Origin of the sequence: Bacillus sp. R86525 (assembly GCF_042466195.1) — a bacterium.
Classification (GTDB): domain Bacteria; phylum Bacillota; class Bacilli; order Bacillales; family Bacillaceae_G; genus Bacillus_A; species Bacillus_A nitratireducens.
Genome location: NZ_JAXHPX010000007.1, coordinates 3,631,081 through 3,653,724, shown reverse-complemented (window position 1 = coordinate 3,653,724; position 22,644 = coordinate 3,631,081). Strand labels below are relative to the sequence as shown.

The following is a 22,644-nucleotide window of genomic DNA, read 5'->3' as shown; positions in this document are numbered from 1 at the left end:
CAAAAAACATCTTGTCACAGTGTAGGAAAATGTGACAAGGTGTTTTCGGGCATAGTATATAAAATCTTGTTAACGAATAACACTTCGTAAACCCTTTACTATTGAAATATGCGAGAACTTTATTTCGTGAATGCTATCATTTCAAGAATTTGATACTGTAATTGCTATTCGATAGAATAACTTCGACTTTCCCACAAAACAGTCCTACCCTGTTTCTATTTATATAGGAAGGAAATAGATTCATATATTTTTTAAAGTTTTACCGGTGGAAATTAACTCATCTGCACTAAAGGCTCAATTTTTGCCATAAATGATTGATGCAGCGCCTCAACACCTGTTACTAAATGAAGGCGGTCAATAACGACAGATACTTTAATTTCTGATGTACTTACCATTTTAATATGAATATTTTCTTCTTTTAAAGTAGTGAACATATTCGCAGCAACACCTGGATTAGAGACCATACCAGATCCTACAATTGATACTTTTGCTAAATGATTTTCATATTCTACAGATTCATAGTGAAGTGTTTCTTGATTTTGTTTTAATACCTCTAATGTTTCTCTTAAATCATTAGAATGGATTGAGAAGGAGAGGTGGACAGTTCCTTCATTTGTAATACTTTGAATGATGATATCTACATTAATATGTGCCGCTGCTAATGTAGAGAAAACTGTTGAAAGTGCACCTTGTTCCAATCCTTTCATTGTGACGCGTGTAATATTATCTTCAAATGCAATACCTTTAACGATTGATTGTTGTTCCATGTTACATTCTCCTTTTACAATTGTTCCATTTTCTTGTTCCATACTTGAGCGAACTTCTAAAACGACATTATGATTTTTAGCAAACTCAACCGCACGCGGGTGTAATACACCAGCACCGAGGTTTGCAAGTTCTAACATTTCGTCATAAGAAATTTCATCTAATTTATAAGCATCTTTTACAATTCGTGGGTCCGTAGTATAGACACCGGTCACATCCGTGTAAATATCACATTTTTTTGCTTTCAGTGCAGCAGCTAATGCAACAGCAGTTGTATCAGAACCACCGCGTCCAAGCGTTGTAATCTCATGGTTTTCACTAACGCCTTGGAAGCCAGCTACGATAACAATCGTACCTTCAGTAAGATAAGATTGAATTCGATCTGTATGAATGTCAGTAATCCGTGCACTACTATGTACAGATTCTGTCGTAATACCAGCTTGCCATCCTGTTAATGAAATCGCGTTATAACCTTTTGCTTGTAGTGCCATCGTTAATAATGAAATAGTCACTTGCTCTCCTGTTGATAGAAGCATATCCATTTCACGTTTACTTGGATTTTCTGTAATAGCTTTAGCAAGTGCTACAAGTTCATCTGTACTTTTTCCCATTGCTGAAACGACAGAGACGATACTATGCCCTTGTTCATATTCTTCAATAATTAAATTTGCTACATGTTGAATGCGTTCGACGCTTCCAACAGAAGTACCGCCAAACTTTTGTACAATCGTTTCCATTACGAATTCCTTCTTTCGTCCATTTTTAAGAATAGGTTAGGACATATACAAATCCCAATATTCCTGTAGTTACCAGAGAGAAAAACAAAAAACACCATCTCAAATAAGTGAGGATGGTGCTGTTACAGGAAAAGGGAAACAGAAAACGGAGCTAATAAAAAAACCGCCAAAAAAGGAATATCATAAAAAATGATATCTCTTTTTTGTAGATAGCTCTTCATACGTACATGTCTGTACATATGACAGTTCTGTTTCTATTCGAAAACAGCCCCAATCGATAAATGCAGAGAAATTTATCGATTTCGGCAACACTTCCTTTCTTCTAAATTCATAGACATCTCTGTGTCTCCTTTAGAATACTTATAAGTGTTGCAACCTCTATCTCACGTTTTAGGCGAGAGTGTTTGATTTATGAAGTTGTTGGTAACATTTGTTTTATAATAATTTAAATTTTTCAGGGAATCAAGTGTTTTATATGTTTTTTAAAAATTCTATCTTTTTTGAGGGTTAGTTTGTGAAAAATGTAGCAAAATAAATTCGTTGCATGTACATTAAAAATATAGAGCATGGGAGGTGGAAGGATGGGCAAGAAAAAGCCTATTTATGTAGCGACAGAAATGAAAACAACAATGGAGAAATTATGGAAATATACGCAAGAACCGGACCTACATACAGAGTGGGATGCACGTTTTACAGAAATCTCGTATTTGGAGAAAAAAGAGGGGGAGCCGCAGAAGTTTTTATATAAAACGAAGATTGGTTTCGGACTTGAAATAGCTGGAGAAGGAGAATCGATAGGTGAAGTAAGAAAAGAAACTGGAGAGCGCGTTTCTTCTTTAAAATTTTGGACAGAAAATCAATTATCACTTATACAAATCGGGCGTGGTTATTGGAAATATACACCGAATGAAGAGCATATTTATTTTGAGACGAAATATGATTATGATACAAGGTTTGGTCGTATAGGAAATGTGATAGATTCATATGTTTTTCGACCTATATTAGGTTGGGCGACAGCATGGAGTTTTGATGCTTTAAAATTATGGTTAGAAAAGGGACTTCATCCTAAGTTGTTAATTAGAAGAACGATGACGTATTGGCTCGTTTGTTTTTTATTTGCTTTCGTATGGTTATATCAAGGGATTGTACCGAAACTGATGTTTACTCATGCAGAAGAAGTAAAGATGCTTTCTGAGCTAATCGGATCGAATGAAAGTAGTATTTTTATACTTAAAATAGTTGGATTTTTAGAAATAATATGGGGTGTTATGTGGCTATTGCCATTTCAAAAACGAAAGTTGTTTATATTACATATTGTTATGTTAATAGGCTTAACTATAGTGGCAGGAGTTACGAATATCATAAGTTTTACGCAACCGTTTAATCCGATTACATTGAATTTTCTTCTAATAGGGTTATCGATTATCGGTTATATAAATAGCACTAATTTGCCGAGCGCAAAAAATTGTAAAAGGACGAGAAAGGGATAAGTATATGGTTAATATATATGAAAGATTATTAGGGGATTCTTATAAAAAGCTTCATCCAAAATTGCAGGAACGATATGCGATAACAAAGGAAAATAGCTTTATTGGCGAAGGGGAAATGGATGAAATTTATGGTGGCTCTTTTTTCGTTAAATTGAGTTTGAAAATTGCATCGAAGTTTCGAATGTTTTTTGCTGAGCGAGGAAAGAAAGTGCCATTTACGATACATAATACCGCTGAGCGAGATGAACATGGGAAAGAACTTGTAAGGTGGAATCGTACGTTTTATTTTCAAAATAAGAAAAGATATTTTAACGCCGTTATGCAGTTGGATGAAGAGAATAATGAAATTGTAGATTATTTTGGCGAACCGCACATATTCGTTTCTACATTGAATTTTTACATTGATGAAAAAGGCGGGATGCATATTTCTTCAAAGAAACAATGGTTTTTTATGTTTGGAAGAAAAATCCCGTTACCAAAATTTTTATATGGAGAGGCAAAAATTGTAGAAAGTTATGATGAAACACTACAATGCTTTCGAATTCATGTACAAGTACGAAATCCGTTAATTGGGTCACTATTTTCATATAAGGGAACATTTGTAGAAAGGAAATAAACGAGATGAAAAATATGCTATTTGGACTTGCTTGTTATATTGTATTTCTAATATACGAGTGGTCGAATGTAAATCCTGTTGAAGCAATTATTTTGTTATCCATTTTGTTATTTATACCGATGTCATTTTGTATTATTGACAAAGAAACAAAAAATGGATCGTATTTATTATTTTATAAATTTGCATCGCTGTTATATCCAATCGCAGCAATCAGTGCAATGCTAGCTTTCGTAACAAATCACTATTTCTTTGCGTTACCTTGGTTTGTATATACAGGAATTGTGGCGTTATTTGGTGTAAGTAGATTGCTAGAAAGAGGATGGAAACCTCTAGAAGAAACAGCTATAGATAGTGCGTTTATTTATTTGTTTCTAGGTGGCTTTTGGCTCTTTGCTTCTGTAGGGAAACTTTCAATTATGAACTTTAGTTCTGACATTGTTTTACTCACAGCTGCACACTTTCATTACTCGGCATTTTTATTGCCGTTATCAGCTGGTTTACTTGGAAGAAAAAGAGAACGTGGAAGTAAGTTATATGACGCTATTATGTTTATCATCGTCATTTCTCCAATGACAGTTGCAATAGGAATTACCTATTCGAGGGTGTTTGAATTCTTTGCAGTATTCATATATTTATGTGCCATTTATGGATATGGGATTTACGTATGGAGAACGAAATTCAATGCTATCAGTGCAAAGGTTCTCCTGATCATATCATCTAGCACACTCATGGTAACAATTATGTTTTCACTTATATATTCATATGGGAATTTGAAACATGTAATGACGATTACAATTGCTCAAATGGTTTGGATTCACGGCGTGGTAAATGGAATTGGAGTAGCGTTACCAGCTTTTCTCGGTTGGATGATTGAGAAGAGTATTCCGAATTATAAATATTACGGGAAGCCAATGAGCAGGTTAAGAGGAAATGCGACAGTTGGTGAAGCATTTTTACATAACAGAAATTTAATAGATAACAAGGAATACAAAGGTTTAGTTGATAAAATGAATGATTTTCATAGTGAGGCATTTGACGTGACGAAGATTCCTTTAAGTATTACTCGTTTCTATGAAAATACAAAAGAGTATGAGTTACAATCGCATATAAAATGGAATCGTTGGTTCCGCCCGCTTGCATTTTGCTATGAGAAAATGAGTAAGCGTATAGGACAAATACATTTAGGAATGGGCGGCAAGTGGGAAACGATGCATGGCTCTATCATTGGGGTAATAGATGAGAAGGATGGAAGAGAGAATGTAAGGGCTTGGCTAAGAAAAAATGAAGCAGGAGAATCTGTTTTTGTAGCTCTTTACTCAAAACATACCCATGAGGATGAGAAATACATGAATATCGGATTACCTTTACCATATTCGAATATGACGGGGATTTTGAAATTATGTAATAAGAATAAAAGTTTAATCATTACTAGTAAATTGAGAAGAAATGGTAAGGGAGATGAGGGGATTTATTTACATACTCGTTTCTTTACAATACGTTTACCATTAGCAGAGACTTTTATTATTAAAGAGAGAACGGATCAAATATTAGAAGCTAATCATAGAATGTGGATATTTGGAGTTAAGTTTTTAGAAATTGATTATGAGATTAAGAAAATAGAGGAGAAGTAAGAAAAGCTTGGAGAGATTCCAAGCTTTTTTACGTATGCGTAATTGTCATCGCAACTTGTTTATCCAAGTCTCGGTCCCAAACACGTTGAATTTCAAACGTACCTTTTTCAAAAAATAATGGGAATCTCTCTTTAAACCAATCTTGCATAGGGAGATTTAGTGCTTCATCAATTGGTACCCATAATAATTCGCCTTCAGGAGGATTCAAAAGGAGTTCACCTTCAAATGAATCTGTCCAATAATTGAAAACCATATAGCGAACCTGCTCTTTTGGATTTACATATTCGTCTAATCCTTTAAAGATTAAATTGGAAACAAGTAATCCAGTTTCTTCTTTTACTTCTCTTATAGCGGCTTGAACGATACTTTCTGGGAAATCTACTTTTCCGCCAGGAGCGATGTAACCAGGGAAGCCTAGATGATCCGGCCGTTGTATTAGTAATATTTCATTATTACGCTGAATCATACACATTGTATAAATACGGTGTTCGATACTTTTCCAATTCGCACTCATATGAATCTCTCCTCTTATAGTTTAACTATAGTTATTCGTTCCAAAAAATACAATAATAAGACAAAATTATACAAAATACAATTGACTATTACTAATTTTCAGAACTATAATTACTCTGTTATATAAAAAATTGTACTTGAGAGGGGAATATATTCTATGAAAAATAGAATAATCGCAGCAGGAATAATCGCAGCTAGTATATTATCTTATTCATCTAGTAGTTTCGCACAAACAAAAACATTTCCAGATGTCCCAGCAGGGGACTGGGCAGAAAATTCTATTAACTACTTAGCAGGAAAAGGCGCAGTTACAGGTAACGAGAAAGGAATGTTCGAGCCTGGAAAAGAGATCACTCGTGCAGAAGCAGCTACAATGATGGCTAAAATCTTAAACTTACCATTCGATAAAGATGCTAAACCATCTTTCGGTGACTCTCAAAACGGATGGTATACCCCATACATCGCAGCTGTAGAAAAAGCTGGTGTTGTTAAAGGGAAAGGCCCAGGCGTATTTGATCCAAATGGGAAAATTGACCGAGTTTCAATGGCATCGATGCTTGTTGAAGCATATAAATTAGATGCGAAAGTAAAACAGCCATTACCAACAAAATTTGCAGATTTAAATCCTAGTTGGGGAAAAGATAAAGCGAACATTTTAGTAGAATTGAATATTTCACAAGGTGTAACTAGTACAGCTTGGCTGCCTAATAAAACTGTAACGAAGGCAGAAGCAGCGCAATTTATTGCAAAATCAGATTCTCTTAAAATTCCAGATGCGTTAGAAGGAAAAGTGATTATTATTGATCCTGGTCACGGAGGAACAGATCCTGGGAAGGCAACACAAGGATTACATGAAAGTGATATTGTATTAGATACATCTAAAAGATTACAAAGTTTACTAGAGAAAAATACTCCATTCCATGTGTTGTTAACACGTGAAACAGATAGTAGTTTTAGTGACAAGCAAACTGAGGACCTTAAAAAACGTGTAGAGTTCGCGAAAGAACATAATGGCGATGTTTTTGTAAGTATTCATGCGAATGCTTCTAAAAATCATGATGGATATGGAACGGAGACTTTTTATTATAAAGGATCTGAAACGAAAGAATTAACTGAACGTGAAAAAGATAGTCGTATGTTAGCAGAGAAAATACAAAAACGACTAGTTAAAGCTCTAGATACAAGAGATCGTGGTGTGAAACCAGAAGACTTTTATGTAATAAGAGAAAATGAAATGCCTGCGGTATTAACTGAACTAGCATTTTTAGATAATAGTGCAGATTATGAGAAGCTGGCTTCGGAATCAGGAAGACAAATTGCTGCAGAGGCAATTTATGCTGGCATTTTAGATTATTATGAATGGAAAGGTTTCAATGTTTCAAAGTATCGTTTAGCTAAATAAAAAAACATCGTTTGCTAAGCCCATCGTCTATATAGAGATGGGCTTTTTATATGAGTTTATATAATTTTGTATCGAAATAAAAAGATATATCGTATTATGATGATTATAAATAAAATAATGGTAGATTAGTTTATTTTTATCACGTATACTTTTACTGTTGACTAATTAATTGAATTAAGAGTTTGTTAGTTTAATAGGGAAAATTTTATTGAAAAGGGAGGCAAGTTAACACGGGACAAGCATATACATAACGTGTTAAAAAAAATATGAAAAAAGTTATTTCTAATGTGTTAGCAGTGACAGTCGCACTTCAAGTAGTGATGGCTCCGGCAACTTCATTTGCAGCTGAAAAGGAATTTCCAGACGTTCCGAAAGATCATTGGTCGTATAAAGCAATTACTAATTTAACATCAAAAGAAATTATTGCAGGATATGATAATGGTAAGTTTGGATTCGGGGATGTTGTAAATCGTGAGCAAGTAGCCGCATTAATATATCGTGCATTAAAACCAGAAGCGAAAAGCGAATATAAAAATCCATACTCTGATATTAGCGAAGGAACGACAATGTTCCAAAACGAAATTTTAACTTTAACAGATATGGGGATTTTCGTAGGTGACGGTAAAGGAACATTTAGACCGAAAGAATCTTTAACTCGTGCTGAAATGGCTGTAATTTTACAGAAAGCTTTTAAACTAAAAGTAAAAGCTAATCATACATTTAATGATGTTTCGAAAGATCATTGGGCAAATGATGCGATTAGTGCATTAGAGTCTAACGGCATTGCTGCAGGTAATGGAGCAGGTGCATTTAATCCAACAGGTGTTTTAACACGTGAAGAATATGCACAATTTTTATATAACGCCATGGCATCATATATCGATTTAGATGTAACATTACCTTCTAATGTAACAGCTCAAGAGATTGATAATTATATTAAAAGATATCATCCCGATAGTCCGCTTGTTGGAGTTGGACAAGACTTTATTAAAGCGCAAAACGAGTATGGCGTGAACTCTTTATATTTAGCAGCACATGCAATCTTAGAGTCTGGATACGGGAAATCAGAAATTGCATATCGTAAACATAATTTATTTGGACTACGAGCGTATGATTGGGATCCATTCGCACATGCAAAATATTTACCATCTTATGGATTAAGTATTTCATACAATGCTGATTATGTGAGAAAGAATTACTTAGAACAAGGTGCTAAGTATTTCAAAGGTTACACATTACCTGCGATGAATGTAATGTATTCAACTGATAAAGAATGGGCTGGCAAAATCGCTAATATTATGGAACGTATTAAGCCTTTCAATAACAAAGATTATCAAAATATAAACCGATTGCCGAAAAACCCTAATACATTAAATGTAGAGGCATTAGGCGAAACAATTCCATATAAAGATTATGCAAAAGATGCGAAAGCTACTGTTCAATCAGTAGGGTCTTACTATCAAGTTCCATTCCCGTTTAACAACCCAATTAAGAGTGTACCAAATATTACACAAAATGAAGTTGGAAAATTAGAAAATGGTACAAAAGTAAATGTATATCGTGAAGATCCAAATGGCTGGGTAGAATTCTCACTTGAAAATGCTCAAGAAAAATATTGGACATTGAAGAAGAACTTAAAATTATAAAGTGGAAAGGTGTTTTCATATATGAAAACACCTTTTTTATTTATATTCAACACGTAATATTTGTAGATTCATTATGATTTTCTTTTTTATATTTCTACCAATAATTTAACAGTTTCATATATAATTAAAGTTATTAAAGATTGAATTTTCTGTGTTTATTTCCGGGTATTAACTTAGTTTGAAAAGAGGAGAGAGATATGCAAGGAGAAATACCAACAGAGAAAAATTTAGGTTATGTCGGTAAATTGTTATTGCCAGTTAAAGTGTCACCGCACTTTAAGTTTTTATGGATTGGGCAATTACTTTCGACTTTAGGTAGTTCGATAACGATGGTTATTCTGCCAGTCGTTGTATATTCATTAACTGGTTCAACAGTTGTAATGGGAATGACTATGGCAATGTATATGCTTCCTAATATTCTTGCGTTACCGTTTGCTGGATTAGTCGTGGATCGAATTGACCGGGTGAAATTGATGTTATTTACGGATATAATCCGTTGCATATTAATGCTATTATTTGCAACGCTTATATTTATGGACGTTTTAACAATTCCACTTCTATATGTACTCGTGGCATTATATGGACTTATGGAAGGGATATTTCAGCCGGCGTATTCAGCTGTAAGAGCGAAAGTATTTGTACCAGAAATTCGAAATGCAGCTAATGCATTAACGCAAATGAGTAATCAAGGCATACGACTAATCGGACCGGCTCTTGGAGGATTGATCGTTTCAGTTGCATCTGCCGGAATAGGATTTGGATTGGATGCAGTAACGTATTTGCTATCATTTTTATGTTTATTATTTTTAAGAGAAATAAAGTTTAATAAAGTACAGAAACTTGAAAGAAATAAAGTCAATTACAAAAAAGATTTTATGGAAGGGATTCTTGTTCTAAAAAGTCATCCGTGGCTATGGATTACAATTTTAGTCTTTTCTTTCATAAATATTTGTTATGCAGGAATTATCGTTGTATTAATTCCATGGTTGTTTAATGTTCATCATCATTTTGAAGCTTACGTATATGGATTGGGTATGGCTTCTTCTGGTGCTGGAGCTGTAATTGCAGCACTAATTTTTGGTGGGAGGCAGCAGTGGCGGAAGAGGGGATTACTAGCATATGGTGGTGTGTTAATAAGTGGAATAGCACTATTAATTATGCCTTTCATTTCTTGGGCACCTGCTTTAATAGCTTTAATGGCAATGGAAGGATTCGGTATGATGATATTTGGGCTCATTTGGGAAACAAGTTTACAAGAGCTTGTACCAGAAGAAGCATTTGGAAGAGTGGCAAGTCTTGATATGTTAGGTTCGTTTGCTTTATTGCCATTAGGATATGTGATTGTAGGCTGGTTAGCTACTGTAATAGGTGGCAAGATAACAATTATAATGCTAGCTATTTTAGTACTCATAACAATTGGGATGGCATTGTCTGTACCAAGTATTCGGCGGTTCGATTGATTATGTAGGCTAAAAGGGGGATATGGTATATGACTATAGAAAGCCTGAATGATTTAGTAGTAGGTGAATTAGGATGTAAATATGTTTTGGGAGAAAAAGTATTTGAAGCAAAGAATTTTACGGTGTATATTGCGACTCCTATAGAAAATAAAATGACATATAATCGATTCATCTTAATTAAGCATTTGTCTAATGAAGAGCCTTCCGTACATGTTGGGGACAAAAAAATCTGTGTAGACGCTACAAAAATACATATTGCAAAAGAATTGACAGAAGCAATTCAATCGGGTTTTGTAAATAAAGAGTAAGCCCTAATCAAATTAGGGCTTACTCTTCATTAAACACAAATGTTTGTTTCATTTTTTTACTCTCATTTACTGGATGGCCGTTGTAAGAGAAATTTTTTTCTTCCCAAGTAATGACGACTTTAAAATTATGGCTATTAAAGTCTAATGGGAATACCATGTAGTCAAAGCTTGTATGACTTTTTGAAACGTTGTTATTTGATGTAGTAGGATTGAAGGTAACTTTAGATGTAGGTGTGTTATCAAGTATTTCCACTGATACATTTGATACATCATTACCGATGTTTTTTACGAATAAACTATACGTATCATATACACCGTGTTTTGGTTGCAACGCTTGCTTGTTTGAGTTATGAGATTTGTCAACTTCGATATACCACTGTTTAGACTTTGACGCAATTGGTAGTGATTGAAATGTGTATGCACTAGCTTGTATTGGTAGTGCTAAACAGATTAGTGCAAAGAGAGAAAATATTTTTCGTTTCATATTTAGAGAGCTCCCATTCTTTAATGGATTTATTTGTTATTATCTTCTCTTCGTGAAAAAATATACCGTATAACGTAAGGTGATATTACAAATAAGAGAGGCTGTTTTTTATCTTATAAAAAGAATATACTAAAAATTCTATATAAATTGTTTATTGGATGTAGTTAAGTATGCTAGAATAAATTGAAAGCGATTTCTTATATAGAAATAAGAAAATGCTTTCTGAAGGGGAGGGGATAGAAGTGATTACATTTTTAGTGTCAATCGTCGTATTGATAATCGGTTATTTTACATATGGAAAGTTAATTGAAAAGATATTTGGAGTAAATTATTCGAGAAAGACACCAGCTTATGTGAATCAAGATGGGATAGATTATGTACCTATGGATAGGCGAAAGAATTCTATGATTCAATTACTTAATATTGCAGGTACTGGTCCTATATTCGGACCAATATTAGGTGCTTTATATGGTCCAGTTGCATTTGTTTGGATCGTTATCGGAGCGATTTTTGCAGGGGCTGTTCATGATTATCTTACAGGGATGATTTCTATTCGAAATAAAGGGGCGCATATTCCTGAATTAGCAGGGAAATTTTTAGGAAATGCAATGAGACATATTGTAAATATCTTTTCACTTTTACTTTTAGTATTAGTAGGAACTGTGTTTATAACAACGCCAGCATCATTACTTGATATCGTATTGCAAGGAAAAGTATCAATAACTATTATTTTATCTGTAATTTTCATATATTACATTTTATCGACTATATTACCGATTGATAAAATTATTGGTAAAATTTATCCGGTATTAGGTGCATTATTGCTAATAAGTGCTATTGGCATAGGGGGAATGATGATAATAAAAGGCTCTCCGATTCCAGAGCTAACGTTTGAAAATATGCATCCAGACAATGCACCTATTTTCCCATTATTAATGTTGACGATTACGTGTGGTGCCTTATCAGGATTCCACGCAACACAATCACCAATTATTTCACGTACACTTCAAACGGAGAAACATGGCCGTTATGTATTTTTCGGTATGATGATTGCAGAAGCGATAATTGCAATGATCTGGGCAGCTGCGGCAATGAGTATTTTCTCTTACGGTGAATTAAATGAGCTAATTAAATCGGGGACACCCGCTGCGGTTGTAAGTGAAATCTCGAAGACGATGTTAGGTGCTGTGGGTGGCACAATAGCTGTTCTTGGTGTCATTGTATTACCAATTACATCTGGAGACACAGCATTCCGTGCGGCACGTTCTATTATTGCGGATTACTTCCATTTTAATCAAACGAAATTAAAAAATCGCTTAATTATTGCGATTCCATTATTTGTTATTGCATATGGTTTAACGAAAATTGATTTTACACTATTATGGAGATATTTCTCTTGGGCTAACCAATCGACTGCAGCCATTGCGTTATGGATTGGAACGATGTATTTATTTATCAAAGGAAAACAGTATATCGTTTCTTTAATTCCAGCGATATTTATGACGCTCATGACAGTTGTTTATATTTTAAATGCGAAAATTGGTTTTAATATTCCGCTAAATACATCTTATATTGTAGGTGCGGTTATTACAGTTATTTTAACTGCTGTATTCTTTATGAAAGCTGTGAAAAATAAAAATGAGAATATTGAAGTAGATGTGCAATTAGAGAAGGAAGCTGTGTAGAGATTTTTCTACACAGTTTTTTCTAATGTGAAAAAATTCCCAATAATATGTTAAAATAACATTGTCATACAACAAGGGGGATTTGTTTTATGGAAAATGGACATCTTGCTAAAGTAGATGTAACGAAAAGAATTGAATCAAAATCTAAGTACAATAAAAAACTCGAAAAATATCAAATGCGCTTATTAGCATTGCAGCAAATTTTAAAAGAAGAAAAAATCGCTGTTATGCTCGTTATGGAAGGTTGGGATGCGGCTGGAAAAGGCGGAGCGATTAAGCGAGTGACGGAACACCTTGATCCACGTGGGTTTCAAGTAAATCCGATTGGCGCACCTGCTCCTCATGAAAAACGGTATCATTATTTGCAACGTTTTTGGCGGAAACTTCCTCAATATGGGCAAATTACTATATTCGACCGTTCTTGGTATGGGCGTGTATTAGTTGAACGTGTTGAAGGTTTTGCTACAAAAGAAGAGTGGACGAGAGCGTATGGTGAAATTAATGATTTCGAAAAACTATTAACTGATGATCATTACATAATAGGAAAGTTTTTCTATCATATTAGTAAAGACGAACAGTTAAAGAGATTTACAGAAAGAGAGAATAATCCTCTTAAAAGATGGAAAATTACAGACGAAGACTGGCGTAATCGTGAAAAATGGGATGAGTATGTAGAAGCAATGGAAGACATGTTTGAAGAAACAAATAAGCCGAATGCTAAATGGAATATTATTGCGAGTAATGATAAATTATACGCTCGTTTGAAAACATTGAAAGTGATTATTTCATTAATTGAAGATTATTTTTTAGAGCATGGTATAGAATTACCTTCTTATTATTATGAAATAAAAGAAGGTAAGAAAAAGAAAATTGAATCTGTGCAAGATGTAGAGGTTAAATAGCATAGAGAGATTTTGTCATGATTAGAAGCTGGTATGAAACATGAGAAGGAGCTGTCCCGTAAGTAGGTGAAACTAAACTATGGGACAGCTTTTTTTAGTTAGAATATATTTATATTAGATGAATCAATGAGAGTGGCGTTCAAGTAACGAATACAATTGTCATTGAATATGAAACAATAATTATAGTACATTAACAAGAGGAATTAATTTCAAAAGGAGGGTGAGAAAATGCTAGGTAAGGCGGAAGCTTCAATAAGTAACCATATGTATACAGAAGAAGAGCAACAAAAATTATATAAACGAACGTTAATAATAGTTAGTATTTCACAAATGTTCGGCGGAGCAGGGTTAGCTGCTGGTATTACAGTAGGTGCACTACTTGCACAGCAAATGCTTGGGACAGATGCATATGCAGGATTACCGGCTGCTATGTTTACAATGGGATCTGCGGTAGCGGCTTTCTTTGTGGGGAAGTTATCGCAAAAATATGGTCGCCGAATAGGACTTGCAACAGGGTTTATAGTAGGGGGACTAGGGGCTATTGGAGTTGTATTGGCTGCGTTAACAAATAGTATTATTCTTTTACTAGTTTCTTTACTCATATACGGTGCAGGTACAGCGACGAATCTACAAGCTCGTTATGCTGGTACCGATTTAGCAGATAAGAAGCAGCGAGCAACTGCTATTAGTATTACGATGGTTATGACGACTTTTGGTGCGGTGGCTGGCCCGAATTTAGTAGGCGTAATGGGAGATTTTTCCGATTCAATTGGAATTCCTAACCTTGCTGGTCCGTTCATATTATCGGCAGCGGCATTTATACTTGCGGGTCTTGTCCTTTTCGTTATGCTTCGTCCAGACCCGTTAATTATTGCTAACATAATAGAAACATATAAACAAGAACATACATATAAAGGGCAACCAGTAACAGAAGAAATGATAGAAAATAAACGTGGTGTTACTGTTGGAGCAATCGTAATGATACTTACTCAAATAGTGATGGTTGCGATTATGACTATGACGCCAGTACATATGGGACACCATGGTCATGGACTAAGTGAAGTAGGGCTAGTCATTGGATTTCACGTAGGGGCAATGTACCTTCCATCGCTTGTTACAGGAATGTTAATTGATAAAATTGGCCGTACTACGATGAGTATAGCTGGTGGGATGATTTTACTTGCAGCGGGTGTCATAGCTGCGATAGCACCGAGTGATTCTTTACTATTATTAATTGTTGCTCTTTCTTTACTTGGATTAGGGTGGAACCTTGGATTGATTAGTGGTACAGCTCAAATCGTTGACTCCACAACTCCTTCTACACGTGCTAAAACACAAGGGAAAATAGATGTTTTTATTGCGTTAGCCGGAGCTTCAGGTGGAGCGATGTCAGGAATGGTAGTAGCTAATTCCAGTTATGCGGCATTATCATTAGCGGGAGGGGCTGTAGCCTTACTGCTTATTCCAGTTGTGATATGGTCTCGGACAGGTAAATAAAATTTAAATGAAAGCAGCGGCGTTCAAAGGGAGCTAATAAATCCTTGAATGCCGCTTTTGGTGATTAACTAATAGTTTAACTGGAATCGTTGATATAATTTCATTTACCGTAATGTTAGCTGTATAAAAAAGTGTTAGTCTAAACCCCACTCCACAATAAGCCCTAAATGCGTAAGACCACCGCCAAAACCGTACAGTAAAAGTGTATCTCCGTTATTTAATTTCCCTTCTTTTCTAGCTAAATCTAAAGCGAGTGGAATGGAAGCTGAAGATGTATTGCCCATGTATTTTACACTAGTTAAAGTTTTTTGAATTGGAATTTCAGTTTTCTCGCAAATAGATTCAATCATCCGTAAGTTAACACTGTGTGGTACGAACCAGTCTATATCATCTATTTGCATATTTGTGGTATGTAATAGTTCTTTTATACCTGCTGGCACTGTGCGTGTTGCCCATTTATATACTTCTCTTCCGTTTTGAACGATTTTTTCATTTGTTTGCAGTGGTGTGCCATTCATAGTAGTAGATAAGTTTGTTCTGTATAGATGAATGCCACCAGCACCATTTGTTCCCATGTGAGCAGCGATAAAGCTTGGTTTATTTTCATCTCTTTCTAATAAAATAGCTCCAGCGCCATCACCGAACAAAATACAGGTCGTTCTATCGGTGTAATCAGTAACTTTAGATAATGTCTCCGTCGCTATGACGAGTACTTTTTCATGTGATCCAGAAGTGATTAAGCTATTACCGACATGCAGTCCGTATGTGAAACCAGCGCAAGTCGCATTTAAATCAAAAGCTAGTGTATGAGGTATGTTGAAGTATTGTTGTATTTGGCAAGCAATACTAGGGAAAACATAGTCAGCAGTAGTTGTAGCGACGATGATACAGTCAATATCTTCTAAGTTTTTCTTATATGTTGTACACAAATTTTCGATTGCTTTAATGGCTAAGTGTGAGGAGTATTCGTCTTTGTTAGCAATCCTTCTTTCCTTCATTCCTGTTCTTTGCACAATCCATTCATCATTCGTATCAATCATCTTTTCTAAATCGTTATTAGACAATACTTGATCTGGAACATAAGTACCAATTGCGGTAATACGAGATTTAGAATTCATAGGAACATCTCCTAACTTATTTTTATAACCTGATACTAATATCAGGTTATAAAAATGTCAATAAAGATTTTCTGTTTAATAAAATTAATATATTTTAATAAACGGAAAGGGATTTGAGGAGTGATGTCCAAATAATATACGGAAAGCTTCTAAAATTGATAATGAAGGGTTTGAGATTCTTGAAAAGAATCGTATATGTATTGTCTCTCGTTTTAATTTGTAGCTTTACTTATTTTATTTTACCAGAGAAGTCTTACGCTTGTGAGTGTATGAAAGCATCACCAGAAGAGAGGTTACAAAAAAATGATGTGGTGTTTGAAGGTAAGGTATTAGAAGTTCAAGAGAAGGACGGAAGAATGAAAACATTATTTGAAGTGAAGAAAATTTGGAAAGGGACAAGTTCTTCGCAAGTTATTATATATACAAGTGTAAGTAGCTGTGCATTTCGTTTTGCAGAGGGAGGAGAGTACTTAGTCTTTTCTTCTTATAGAGGAGAGGAAAAGTTAGAGACATCTATCTGCAGTGGAACGAAGAGATTAGATGAGGCAGAGTTGGATAAAACAGCTTTAAGCCATATTGCAAAAGAGTCTATTCCGACGAAAAAAGTGGATTTAAAAGGTGATATGGTGAGCGGCTTAAGTTCGTGGCAAGTTGTGCTTATTGTTATAGGTGTATTATTCATTGTAGCTGTGGTTATTTTTATTGTGAAAAGAACTCGCAAAAAATGACGATTAAAGTAAAAATATAAAGATTTTCTTTAGTGTGATATAGGTTGTTAAACCTTGTGAAAGCGAATTACTTATGCTACACTTTATGTAACTTAAAATGAACGGAGGGGCTTCCTTTGATCTTAATCAGATTACGTCTCAATACTTTGTGCCAATAATTGAATAGCGCTCAAAGGCTCTGTCTGTGTACAGAGTGAACGGGATTGGTCTGCCTATTTTAAAGGAACCCTTTATTAAGCTTATATGTGAAAAAGAGGGAGGGACGAATACGCCCTCTTTTTGTTTTGCCTTTAAAAATAGAATGGGATAGTATAGGTGAACACTCGGTGTGAATACGTATATTATCTTGGGACTTATTGACTATGAGATAGGATGAAAGTATAACTTTCTTCTATTTCTTTGGTGAACCCTTATCCGTTTACGAAAGCACAGGCAGTGACCTGTGCTTTTTATTTACGTAATCGAAATGGAGGAATAAATATATGGAAGAATTATTACAAAGAGCAATATTAGTTGGAGTAAATTTAGGTAATGAAGCTGATTTTGCATATTCGATGGAAGAGTTAGCAAATCTTACGGAAGCTTGTGATGTGGAAGTAATCGGTCAAGTGACGCAAAATTTACAACGAGTAAATCCGTCGCATTATATTGGAAAAGGGAAAATTGAAGAAGTAGCAGCGTATGTGAAAGAAGCCGATGCGAATATGGTTATCTTTAATGATGAATTATCTCCTTCGCAAATTCGAAATTTAGAAGAGGATTTAGATTGTAAAGTAATTGATCGTACCATTTTAATTTTGGATATTTTTGCGCAGCGTGCGAAAACGAAAGAAGCGCAGTTGCAAGTAGAAGTGGCCCATCTTCAGTACATGATGCCTCGTTTAATCGGTCTTCGTGAATCGTTAGGAAGACAGAGCGGGGGAGTTGGCACGAAAAATAAAGGTGTCGGTGAGAAGAAGTTGGAATTAGACCGTCGTAAAATTGAAGAACAAATTGCAGCTCTAAATAAAGAATTAGAGGCACTTGTTGCACAGCGTCAAACGCAGCGTAAACAACGTAAGAAAAATGAAATGCCAGTTGTGTCATTAGTAGGATATACGAATGCAGGTAAATCAACAATAATGAATGCAATGCTTGAAATTTTTAATGGTACTGTAGAAAAACAAGTATTTGAAAAAGATATGTTATTTGCGACGTTAGAGACATCTGTACGAAATATTGATTTGCCGGATAATAAATCATTTTTATTAACGGATACTGTTGGATTTGTAAGTAAATTACCGCATCATCTTGTGAAAGCATTCCGTTCAACGCTAGAGGAAGTGGCGGAAGCAGATTTACTCATTCACGTCGTAGATTACTCAAATCCTAATTATGAGCAATTAATTGATATTACAAATGAAACGTTGAAGAAAATTGGCGTGGAAAATATCCCGACGATTTATGCATACAACAAATCAGATATGGTAGATGTTGAAATTCCGAAAGTGCAAGAAGATCGCGTGTATCTATCTGCGAAGAAACATGTTGGAATTGAAGAGCTTGTAGAATTAGTTCGCTCACACATTTATAAAGAGTATACGAAGTGTGAAATGTTAATTCCATATGATCAAGGACAGGTAGTTTCGTATTTCAACAATCATGCGCACGTTTTATCTACGAGTTATGAAAACGAAGGTACGAAAATTGCACTAGAATGTAAGACGAGTGATTATGAGAAGTATAAGCGTTTTGCTATTTAATAAAAAGGGCGATCTTAATATGTTTTAGGGTCGTCTTTTTCTTCATAATTGCAAGCCTTCCCGTCGTCCTAACTTAGCATGAAAGAAAGTACAGAGAGTTCATATAAATAAATCTGATAAAACAGATAGGGAAAATTTAATATTTATGAAGTGATATTTCTGGAAAAAGAAATGAAACCAGTATAGAATAGAAATGTTTCAAAACTCAGAATTTATTACACTTACTGTAATAAATATATATTTTGTACGGGAAGGAGAGATTCGTATATGCAGGCAGTTTCACAAAAAAGTGCAGCGGAAACACCAACGATATATCGAATATTATTTGCGATTAGTTTCGGACATTTTTTGAATGATTCGATGCAAGCAGTTGTGCCGGCGTTGTTTCCTATTTTGGAAAAAACGATGAATTTATCCTACATGCAAGTAGGGTGGATAGCGTTCGCGTTAAATATGACGTCATCGATTATGCAACCGGTTTTTGGTATGTATTCAGATAAGAAGCCGTCACCATTTTTATTACCACTCGGTATGTTTTCGAGCATGCTTGGGATGATTGGGCTCGCGTTTGCCCCGAATTTTATTATTGTTATTATTTCTGTTTTATTTATTGGATTAGGTTCCGCAGTCTTTCATCCAGAAGGTGCCCGCGTTGCTTATATGGCGGCAGGTGCCAAACGTGGTTTAGCACAAGCAATTTATCAAGTGGGAGGAAACACAGGGAATTCTCTAGCCCCTATTTTTACAGCATTAATTTTCGTCCCGCTTGGTCAAATTGGTTCTTTAGGTTTTACAGCCTTTGCAGCAGTAGGAATTGTATTACTAATTTTTGTATCAAATTGGTATAAAAATGAATTAGCCACTGGTGCTGTAAGAAGGAAAAAGAGGGCTGCACTTGAGGCGGAAAATGCAATTGTAAGTACACATATTAAATTTGTTATTATACTTCTTGTTTTTCTAACATTTGTACGTTCTTGGTACGGTGCTGGTATCGGGAATTTTTATCAATTTTACTTAATTGAGCATTACGGTTTATCTATAAAAAATGCCCAGTATTTCGTATTCGCATTTATGATTGCTGGTGTATTAGGTACTTTCTTTGGTGGTCCGTTAGCAGATAAATTCGGTAAGAAAAAGATAATTGTATTTTCAATGCTCGGTTCAGCGCCGCTTGCACTTTTACTACCTCACGTTTCGCTCGTGTGGGTTGTACCATTATTTTTATGTATTGGTTTTATTAGTTCTAGTAGTTTTAGTGTAATTGTTGTATATGCACAAGAGCTTGTTCCTGGAAAAGTAGGGATGGTATCAGGGTTAATTGTTGGCCTTGCGTTTGGTCTTGGAGCATTAGGTGCTGTAGTCCTTGGAAAATTAGCTGATATGTATAGCCTTCAATTTATTATGCTATTATGTAGTTGTTTACCATTAATTGGACTTACTTCATGGCTACTGCCGAATGATAAGAAAACGATAGAATAGGGGATGCGCTATGAAATTATGTGAAAACGTTACAGAATTAATAGGAGATACACCTGTCGTCCGATTATCTAAATTTATTCCAGAGGACGCAGCGGATGTGTATGTAAAACTGGAAATGTTTAATCCGTCACGCAGTGTGAAAGATCGTGCAGCCTATAATTTACTTCATGCCGCTGAGGAAAAGGGACTTATAAAACCTGGTGATACAATTATTGAACCGACAAGTGGAAATACAGGAATTGGCTTAGCGATGAATGCAGCTGCTAAAGGATATAAAGCGATTTTAATTATGCCAGATAATATGTCCAAAGAGCGTATTAATTTATTGAAAGCATACGGCGCAGAAGTAGTTTTAACACCAGCAGAACAAAGAATGCCAGGAGCAATTGCGAAGGCGGTAGCGTTACAAAAAGAAATTCCAAATAGTTTTATTCCGCAGCAATTTGAAAACCCAGCAAATCCGAATATACATCGTTATACGACTGCACTTGAAATTTATGAACAAATGGATGGAGATCTTGATGCATTTGTAGCAACGGCGGGAACGGGTGGAACAATTACAGGGACCGGTGAAACATTAAAAGAGAGACTACCAAACTTATATATTGCAGTAGTAGAACCGAAAGGATCACCAGTTTTATCTGGCGGTGTTCCAGGCCCTCATAAACTAGTAGGAACAAGTCCTGGTTTTATTCCAAAAAACTTAAATACAGAAGTGTATAACGAAATTATTCAAATTGCGGATGAAGAAGCATTAACTACAATGAGAAACTTAGCAAGACAAGAAGGCTTATTAGTAGGACCATCTTCAGGAGCTTCTGTGTACGCTGCAATTATGATTGCAAAACGCTTAGGCGCTGGTAAAAAAGTTTTATGTATTGCACCTGATACAGGTGAGCGTTATTTGAGTATGGGATTATTTGAATGAAAATGATAGAAACCCCTTAATGGTGAAATAGAGCTATTAAGGGGTTTGTTGTAGGTTATTAAGAGAGGGGAAGCACAATGAAACTATTAAAACCAACAAATGAATATAGTGAACAAATTATGGAATATCGGGAGGCATTTTTACATGCTGATGAACAACCACACGGTAGTAGTTCTCTACAAAATTTTGCTTCTCTTGATAAATGGTTTGCAAAAGTGAGTATACAAGAAGTAGGAGAAAACTTACCATCTAATCGAGTGCCGTCTAGTCAGTTTTTAAGTATTGAAAAAGGAGAACTTATTGGTTTTGTGAATATTAGACATCGATTAAATCCAGAATTATTACTGGAAAGCGGTCATATCGGTTATAGTGTCCATCCGAATAAACGTCGCCTAGGTTACGCGACAAAACAATTGAAACTTGCATTAAGTGAAGCGCAAAAGTTAGGGTTGAAGAAAGTGTTAATAACTTGTGATAAAGCTAATATTGGTTCGGTTAAAACGATTCAAAAGGTTGGTGGTGTGCTAGAAAATGAAGTAGTTTCTTCTAATTCTGGCGAAATTGTTCAGCGTTATTGGGTAGAAATATGATTTAGTGGAAATTTGAAAAGGTAATATAATGTTTAATATCGAAATAGATAAATGAAAAGTAAGGGGAGTACTGCAGTTTTAGGGGGAAATGCAATGGGATTAAAAGAGAAAGCGATAGAGATGTCGGAGATTTATAGGCAAAACAAGAAAGTCGAAGCTATTATTTTAGCAGGATCTGTAGCGAGAAAGTTAGAAGATGAACATTCAGATATTGAATTACATATTTTATGGTCAGAACCACCAGAGGATGAAGAGCGTCTAGGTCCAATTAATAATATTGGTGGAACGATTTTGTCATATCATCCTTACGAGGACGAAGAATGGTCGGAAACGTATTTGACGAAAGAAGGAATTAAACTAGAGATTAGTAACTTTTTAACATTAACAGTAGAAAAAATTATTTCAGAAGTTATAGAGCAGTATGATACAAATTATGAGAAACAATGTATTGTATCATCGGTTCATGATGGGGTGAGTTTGTATGGAGAAGTAAAAGTACATGCTCTAAAAGATAGGATTGAAGTATATCCAGAAGAATTGGCGAAAAGGATGATTTCAGAAAATCTTTGGTTAAGCAATCGTTGGCATAATCGAGAGGCTCTTTTAACACGAAAGGATTGGCTTATGCTTTACGATGTTATTTGTGAAGTACAAAGAGATTTATTCGGTGTTTTATTTGGTTTGAATAAACTGTATGTACATCATCCTGCATTTAAATGGATGGCTTATAATGTAGAGCGTATGAATATCAAACCTGAAAATCTATATGAGCGTATGGCGAATACGTTAATAGGGAAACCGGAGTATAGTGTACAGGAGTTAGAAGTGTTGATCGAAGAGGTATTACATTTAGTAGAACAATATGCTCCAGAATTAAATATTGCTGAACAACAAAAGCGCATTCAATATGCGAAGTAAAAAAA

The 22,644-nt window shown here is 35.1% G+C and carries 20 protein-coding genes and 1 riboswitch; of the genes, 16 read left to right on the top strand and 4 right to left on the bottom strand.

Annotated elements, in window-relative coordinates; genetic code table 11:
* Positions 1 to 272 precede the first annotated feature (272 nt).
* On the bottom strand, positions 273 to 1,502 hold the full coding sequence (locus tag SJY24_RS21430) for an aspartate kinase (protein WP_377866122.1): 1,230 nt from the start codon (positions 1,500 to 1,502) through the stop codon (positions 273 to 275).
* Between the two features lie 202 nt (positions 1,503 to 1,704).
* A riboswitch (Lysine riboswitch) is annotated at positions 1,705 to 1,891 on the bottom strand.
* Positions 1,892 to 2,083: 192 nt separating this feature from the next.
* Between SJY24_RS21430 and SJY24_RS21425 the strand changes: the two genes are divergently transcribed.
* From SJY24_RS21425 to SJY24_RS21415, 3 genes are read left to right on the top strand one after another with little or no spacing between them, the layout of a single operon-like run.
* Positions 2,084 to 2,992 carry a DoxX-like family protein gene (locus SJY24_RS21425; protein ID WP_377866121.1) on the top strand — a complete coding sequence of 303 codons (909 nt, stop codon included), beginning with the start codon at positions 2,084 to 2,086 and terminating at the stop codon, positions 2,990 to 2,992.
* 4 nt (positions 2,993 to 2,996) lie between these two features.
* Complete coding sequence (locus tag SJY24_RS21420) at positions 2,997 to 3,608, top strand: DUF4166 domain-containing protein (protein WP_377866120.1); 612 nt, start codon at positions 2,997 to 2,999, stop codon at positions 3,606 to 3,608.
* Positions 3,609 to 3,613: 5 nt separating this feature from the next.
* A complete protein-coding gene (locus SJY24_RS21415; protein WP_377866119.1) occupies positions 3,614 to 5,239 on the top strand; it encodes a YndJ family protein in 1,626 nt (541 codons plus the stop codon).
* A gap of 28 nt (positions 5,240 to 5,267) precedes the next feature.
* Here SJY24_RS21415 and SJY24_RS21410 read toward each other — a convergent pair whose 3' ends face one another.
* Positions 5,268 to 5,753, bottom strand: coding sequence for an 8-oxo-dGTP diphosphatase (locus SJY24_RS21410; RefSeq protein ID WP_377866118.1), 486 nt, complete (start codon positions 5,751 to 5,753; stop codon positions 5,268 to 5,270).
* A gap of 156 nt (positions 5,754 to 5,909) precedes the next feature.
* On the opposite strand from SJY24_RS21410, the gene SJY24_RS21405 reads away from it, so the two are divergent.
* The 4 genes from SJY24_RS21405 to SJY24_RS21390 all read left to right on the top strand — a co-directional run bounded on the left by SJY24_RS21405 (position 5,910) and on the right by SJY24_RS21390 (position 10,568).
* Positions 5,910 to 7,154 carry an N-acetylmuramoyl-L-alanine amidase gene (locus SJY24_RS21405; RefSeq protein WP_377866117.1) on the top strand — a complete coding sequence of 415 codons (1,245 nt, stop codon included), beginning with the start codon at positions 5,910 to 5,912 and terminating at the stop codon, positions 7,152 to 7,154.
* 266 nt (positions 7,155 to 7,420) lie between these two features.
* Complete coding sequence (locus SJY24_RS21400; RefSeq protein ID WP_377866116.1) at positions 7,421 to 8,800, top strand: S-layer homology domain-containing protein; 1,380 nt, start codon at positions 7,421 to 7,423, stop codon at positions 8,798 to 8,800.
* Positions 8,801 to 8,997: 197 nt separating this feature from the next.
* The gene (locus tag SJY24_RS21395; RefSeq protein ID WP_377866115.1) at positions 8,998 to 10,260 is read left to right on the top strand and encodes an MFS transporter; all 1,263 of its coding nucleotides are present in this window, start codon (positions 8,998 to 9,000) and stop codon (positions 10,258 to 10,260) included.
* 29 nt (positions 10,261 to 10,289) lie between these two features.
* Positions 10,290 to 10,568 carry a hypothetical protein gene (locus tag SJY24_RS21390; RefSeq protein ID WP_377866114.1) on the top strand — a complete coding sequence of 93 codons (279 nt, stop codon included), beginning with the start codon at positions 10,290 to 10,292 and terminating at the stop codon, positions 10,566 to 10,568.
* 19 nt (positions 10,569 to 10,587) lie between these two features.
* Here the strand turns inward: SJY24_RS21390 and SJY24_RS21385 are convergent, their stop codons facing one another.
* Positions 10,588 to 11,052: a hypothetical protein gene (locus tag SJY24_RS21385; RefSeq protein ID WP_377866113.1), complete on the bottom strand. Its 465-nt coding sequence runs from the start codon at positions 11,050 to 11,052 to the stop codon at positions 10,588 to 10,590.
* Positions 11,053 to 11,294: 242 nt separating this feature from the next.
* Between SJY24_RS21385 and SJY24_RS21380 the strand changes: the two genes are divergently transcribed.
* The 3 genes from SJY24_RS21380 to SJY24_RS21370 all read left to right on the top strand — a co-directional run bounded on the left by SJY24_RS21380 (position 11,295) and on the right by SJY24_RS21370 (position 15,136).
* On the top strand, positions 11,295 to 12,737 hold the full coding sequence (locus SJY24_RS21380; protein ID WP_377866112.1) for a carbon starvation CstA family protein: 1,443 nt from the start codon (positions 11,295 to 11,297) through the stop codon (positions 12,735 to 12,737).
* A gap of 89 nt (positions 12,738 to 12,826) precedes the next feature.
* Positions 12,827 to 13,639: a polyphosphate kinase 2 family protein gene (locus tag SJY24_RS21375; protein WP_377866111.1), complete on the top strand. Its 813-nt coding sequence runs from the start codon at positions 12,827 to 12,829 to the stop codon at positions 13,637 to 13,639.
* A gap of 228 nt (positions 13,640 to 13,867) precedes the next feature.
* Positions 13,868 to 15,136, top strand: coding sequence for an MFS transporter (locus tag SJY24_RS21370; protein WP_377866110.1), 1,269 nt, complete (start codon positions 13,868 to 13,870; stop codon positions 15,134 to 15,136).
* 134 nt (positions 15,137 to 15,270) lie between these two features.
* Here the strand turns inward: SJY24_RS21370 and SJY24_RS21365 are convergent, their stop codons facing one another.
* The gene (locus SJY24_RS21365) at positions 15,271 to 16,254 is read right to left on the bottom strand and encodes a ketoacyl-ACP synthase III (protein ID WP_377866109.1); all 984 of its coding nucleotides are present in this window, start codon (positions 16,252 to 16,254) and stop codon (positions 15,271 to 15,273) included.
* Positions 16,255 to 16,433: 179 nt separating this feature from the next.
* Here SJY24_RS21365 and SJY24_RS21360 point away from each other — a divergent pair, with 179 nt between their 5' ends.
* The 6 genes from SJY24_RS21360 (at position 16,434) to SJY24_RS21335 (ending at position 22,639) form a co-directional block, all read left to right on the top strand.
* The gene (locus tag SJY24_RS21360; RefSeq protein WP_377866108.1) at positions 16,434 to 16,982 is read left to right on the top strand and encodes a cobalamin biosynthesis protein CbiN; all 549 of its coding nucleotides are present in this window, start codon (positions 16,434 to 16,436) and stop codon (positions 16,980 to 16,982) included.
* Between the two features lie 482 nt (positions 16,983 to 17,464).
* The gene (gene hflX, locus SJY24_RS21355; protein ID WP_377866107.1) at positions 17,465 to 18,724 is read left to right on the top strand and encodes a GTPase HflX; all 1,260 of its coding nucleotides are present in this window, start codon (positions 17,465 to 17,467) and stop codon (positions 18,722 to 18,724) included.
* Positions 18,725 to 18,991: 267 nt separating this feature from the next.
* A complete protein-coding gene (locus SJY24_RS21350) occupies positions 18,992 to 20,203 on the top strand; it encodes an MFS transporter (protein ID WP_001149436.1) in 1,212 nt (403 codons plus the stop codon).
* A 10-nt stretch (positions 20,204 to 20,213) separates the two neighbouring features.
* Positions 20,214 to 21,131, top strand: a complete 918-nt coding sequence (gene cysK, locus SJY24_RS21345; protein WP_377866106.1) for a cysteine synthase A — start codon at positions 20,214 to 20,216, stop codon at positions 21,129 to 21,131.
* Positions 21,132 to 21,208: 77 nt separating this feature from the next.
* Positions 21,209 to 21,721, top strand: coding sequence for a GNAT family N-acetyltransferase (locus tag SJY24_RS21340; protein WP_377866105.1), 513 nt, complete (start codon positions 21,209 to 21,211; stop codon positions 21,719 to 21,721).
* Positions 21,722 to 21,814: 93 nt separating this feature from the next.
* Complete coding sequence (locus SJY24_RS21335; RefSeq protein ID WP_377866104.1) at positions 21,815 to 22,639, top strand: DUF4037 domain-containing protein; 825 nt, start codon at positions 21,815 to 21,817, stop codon at positions 22,637 to 22,639.
* Positions 22,640 to 22,644 lie beyond the last annotated feature (5 nt).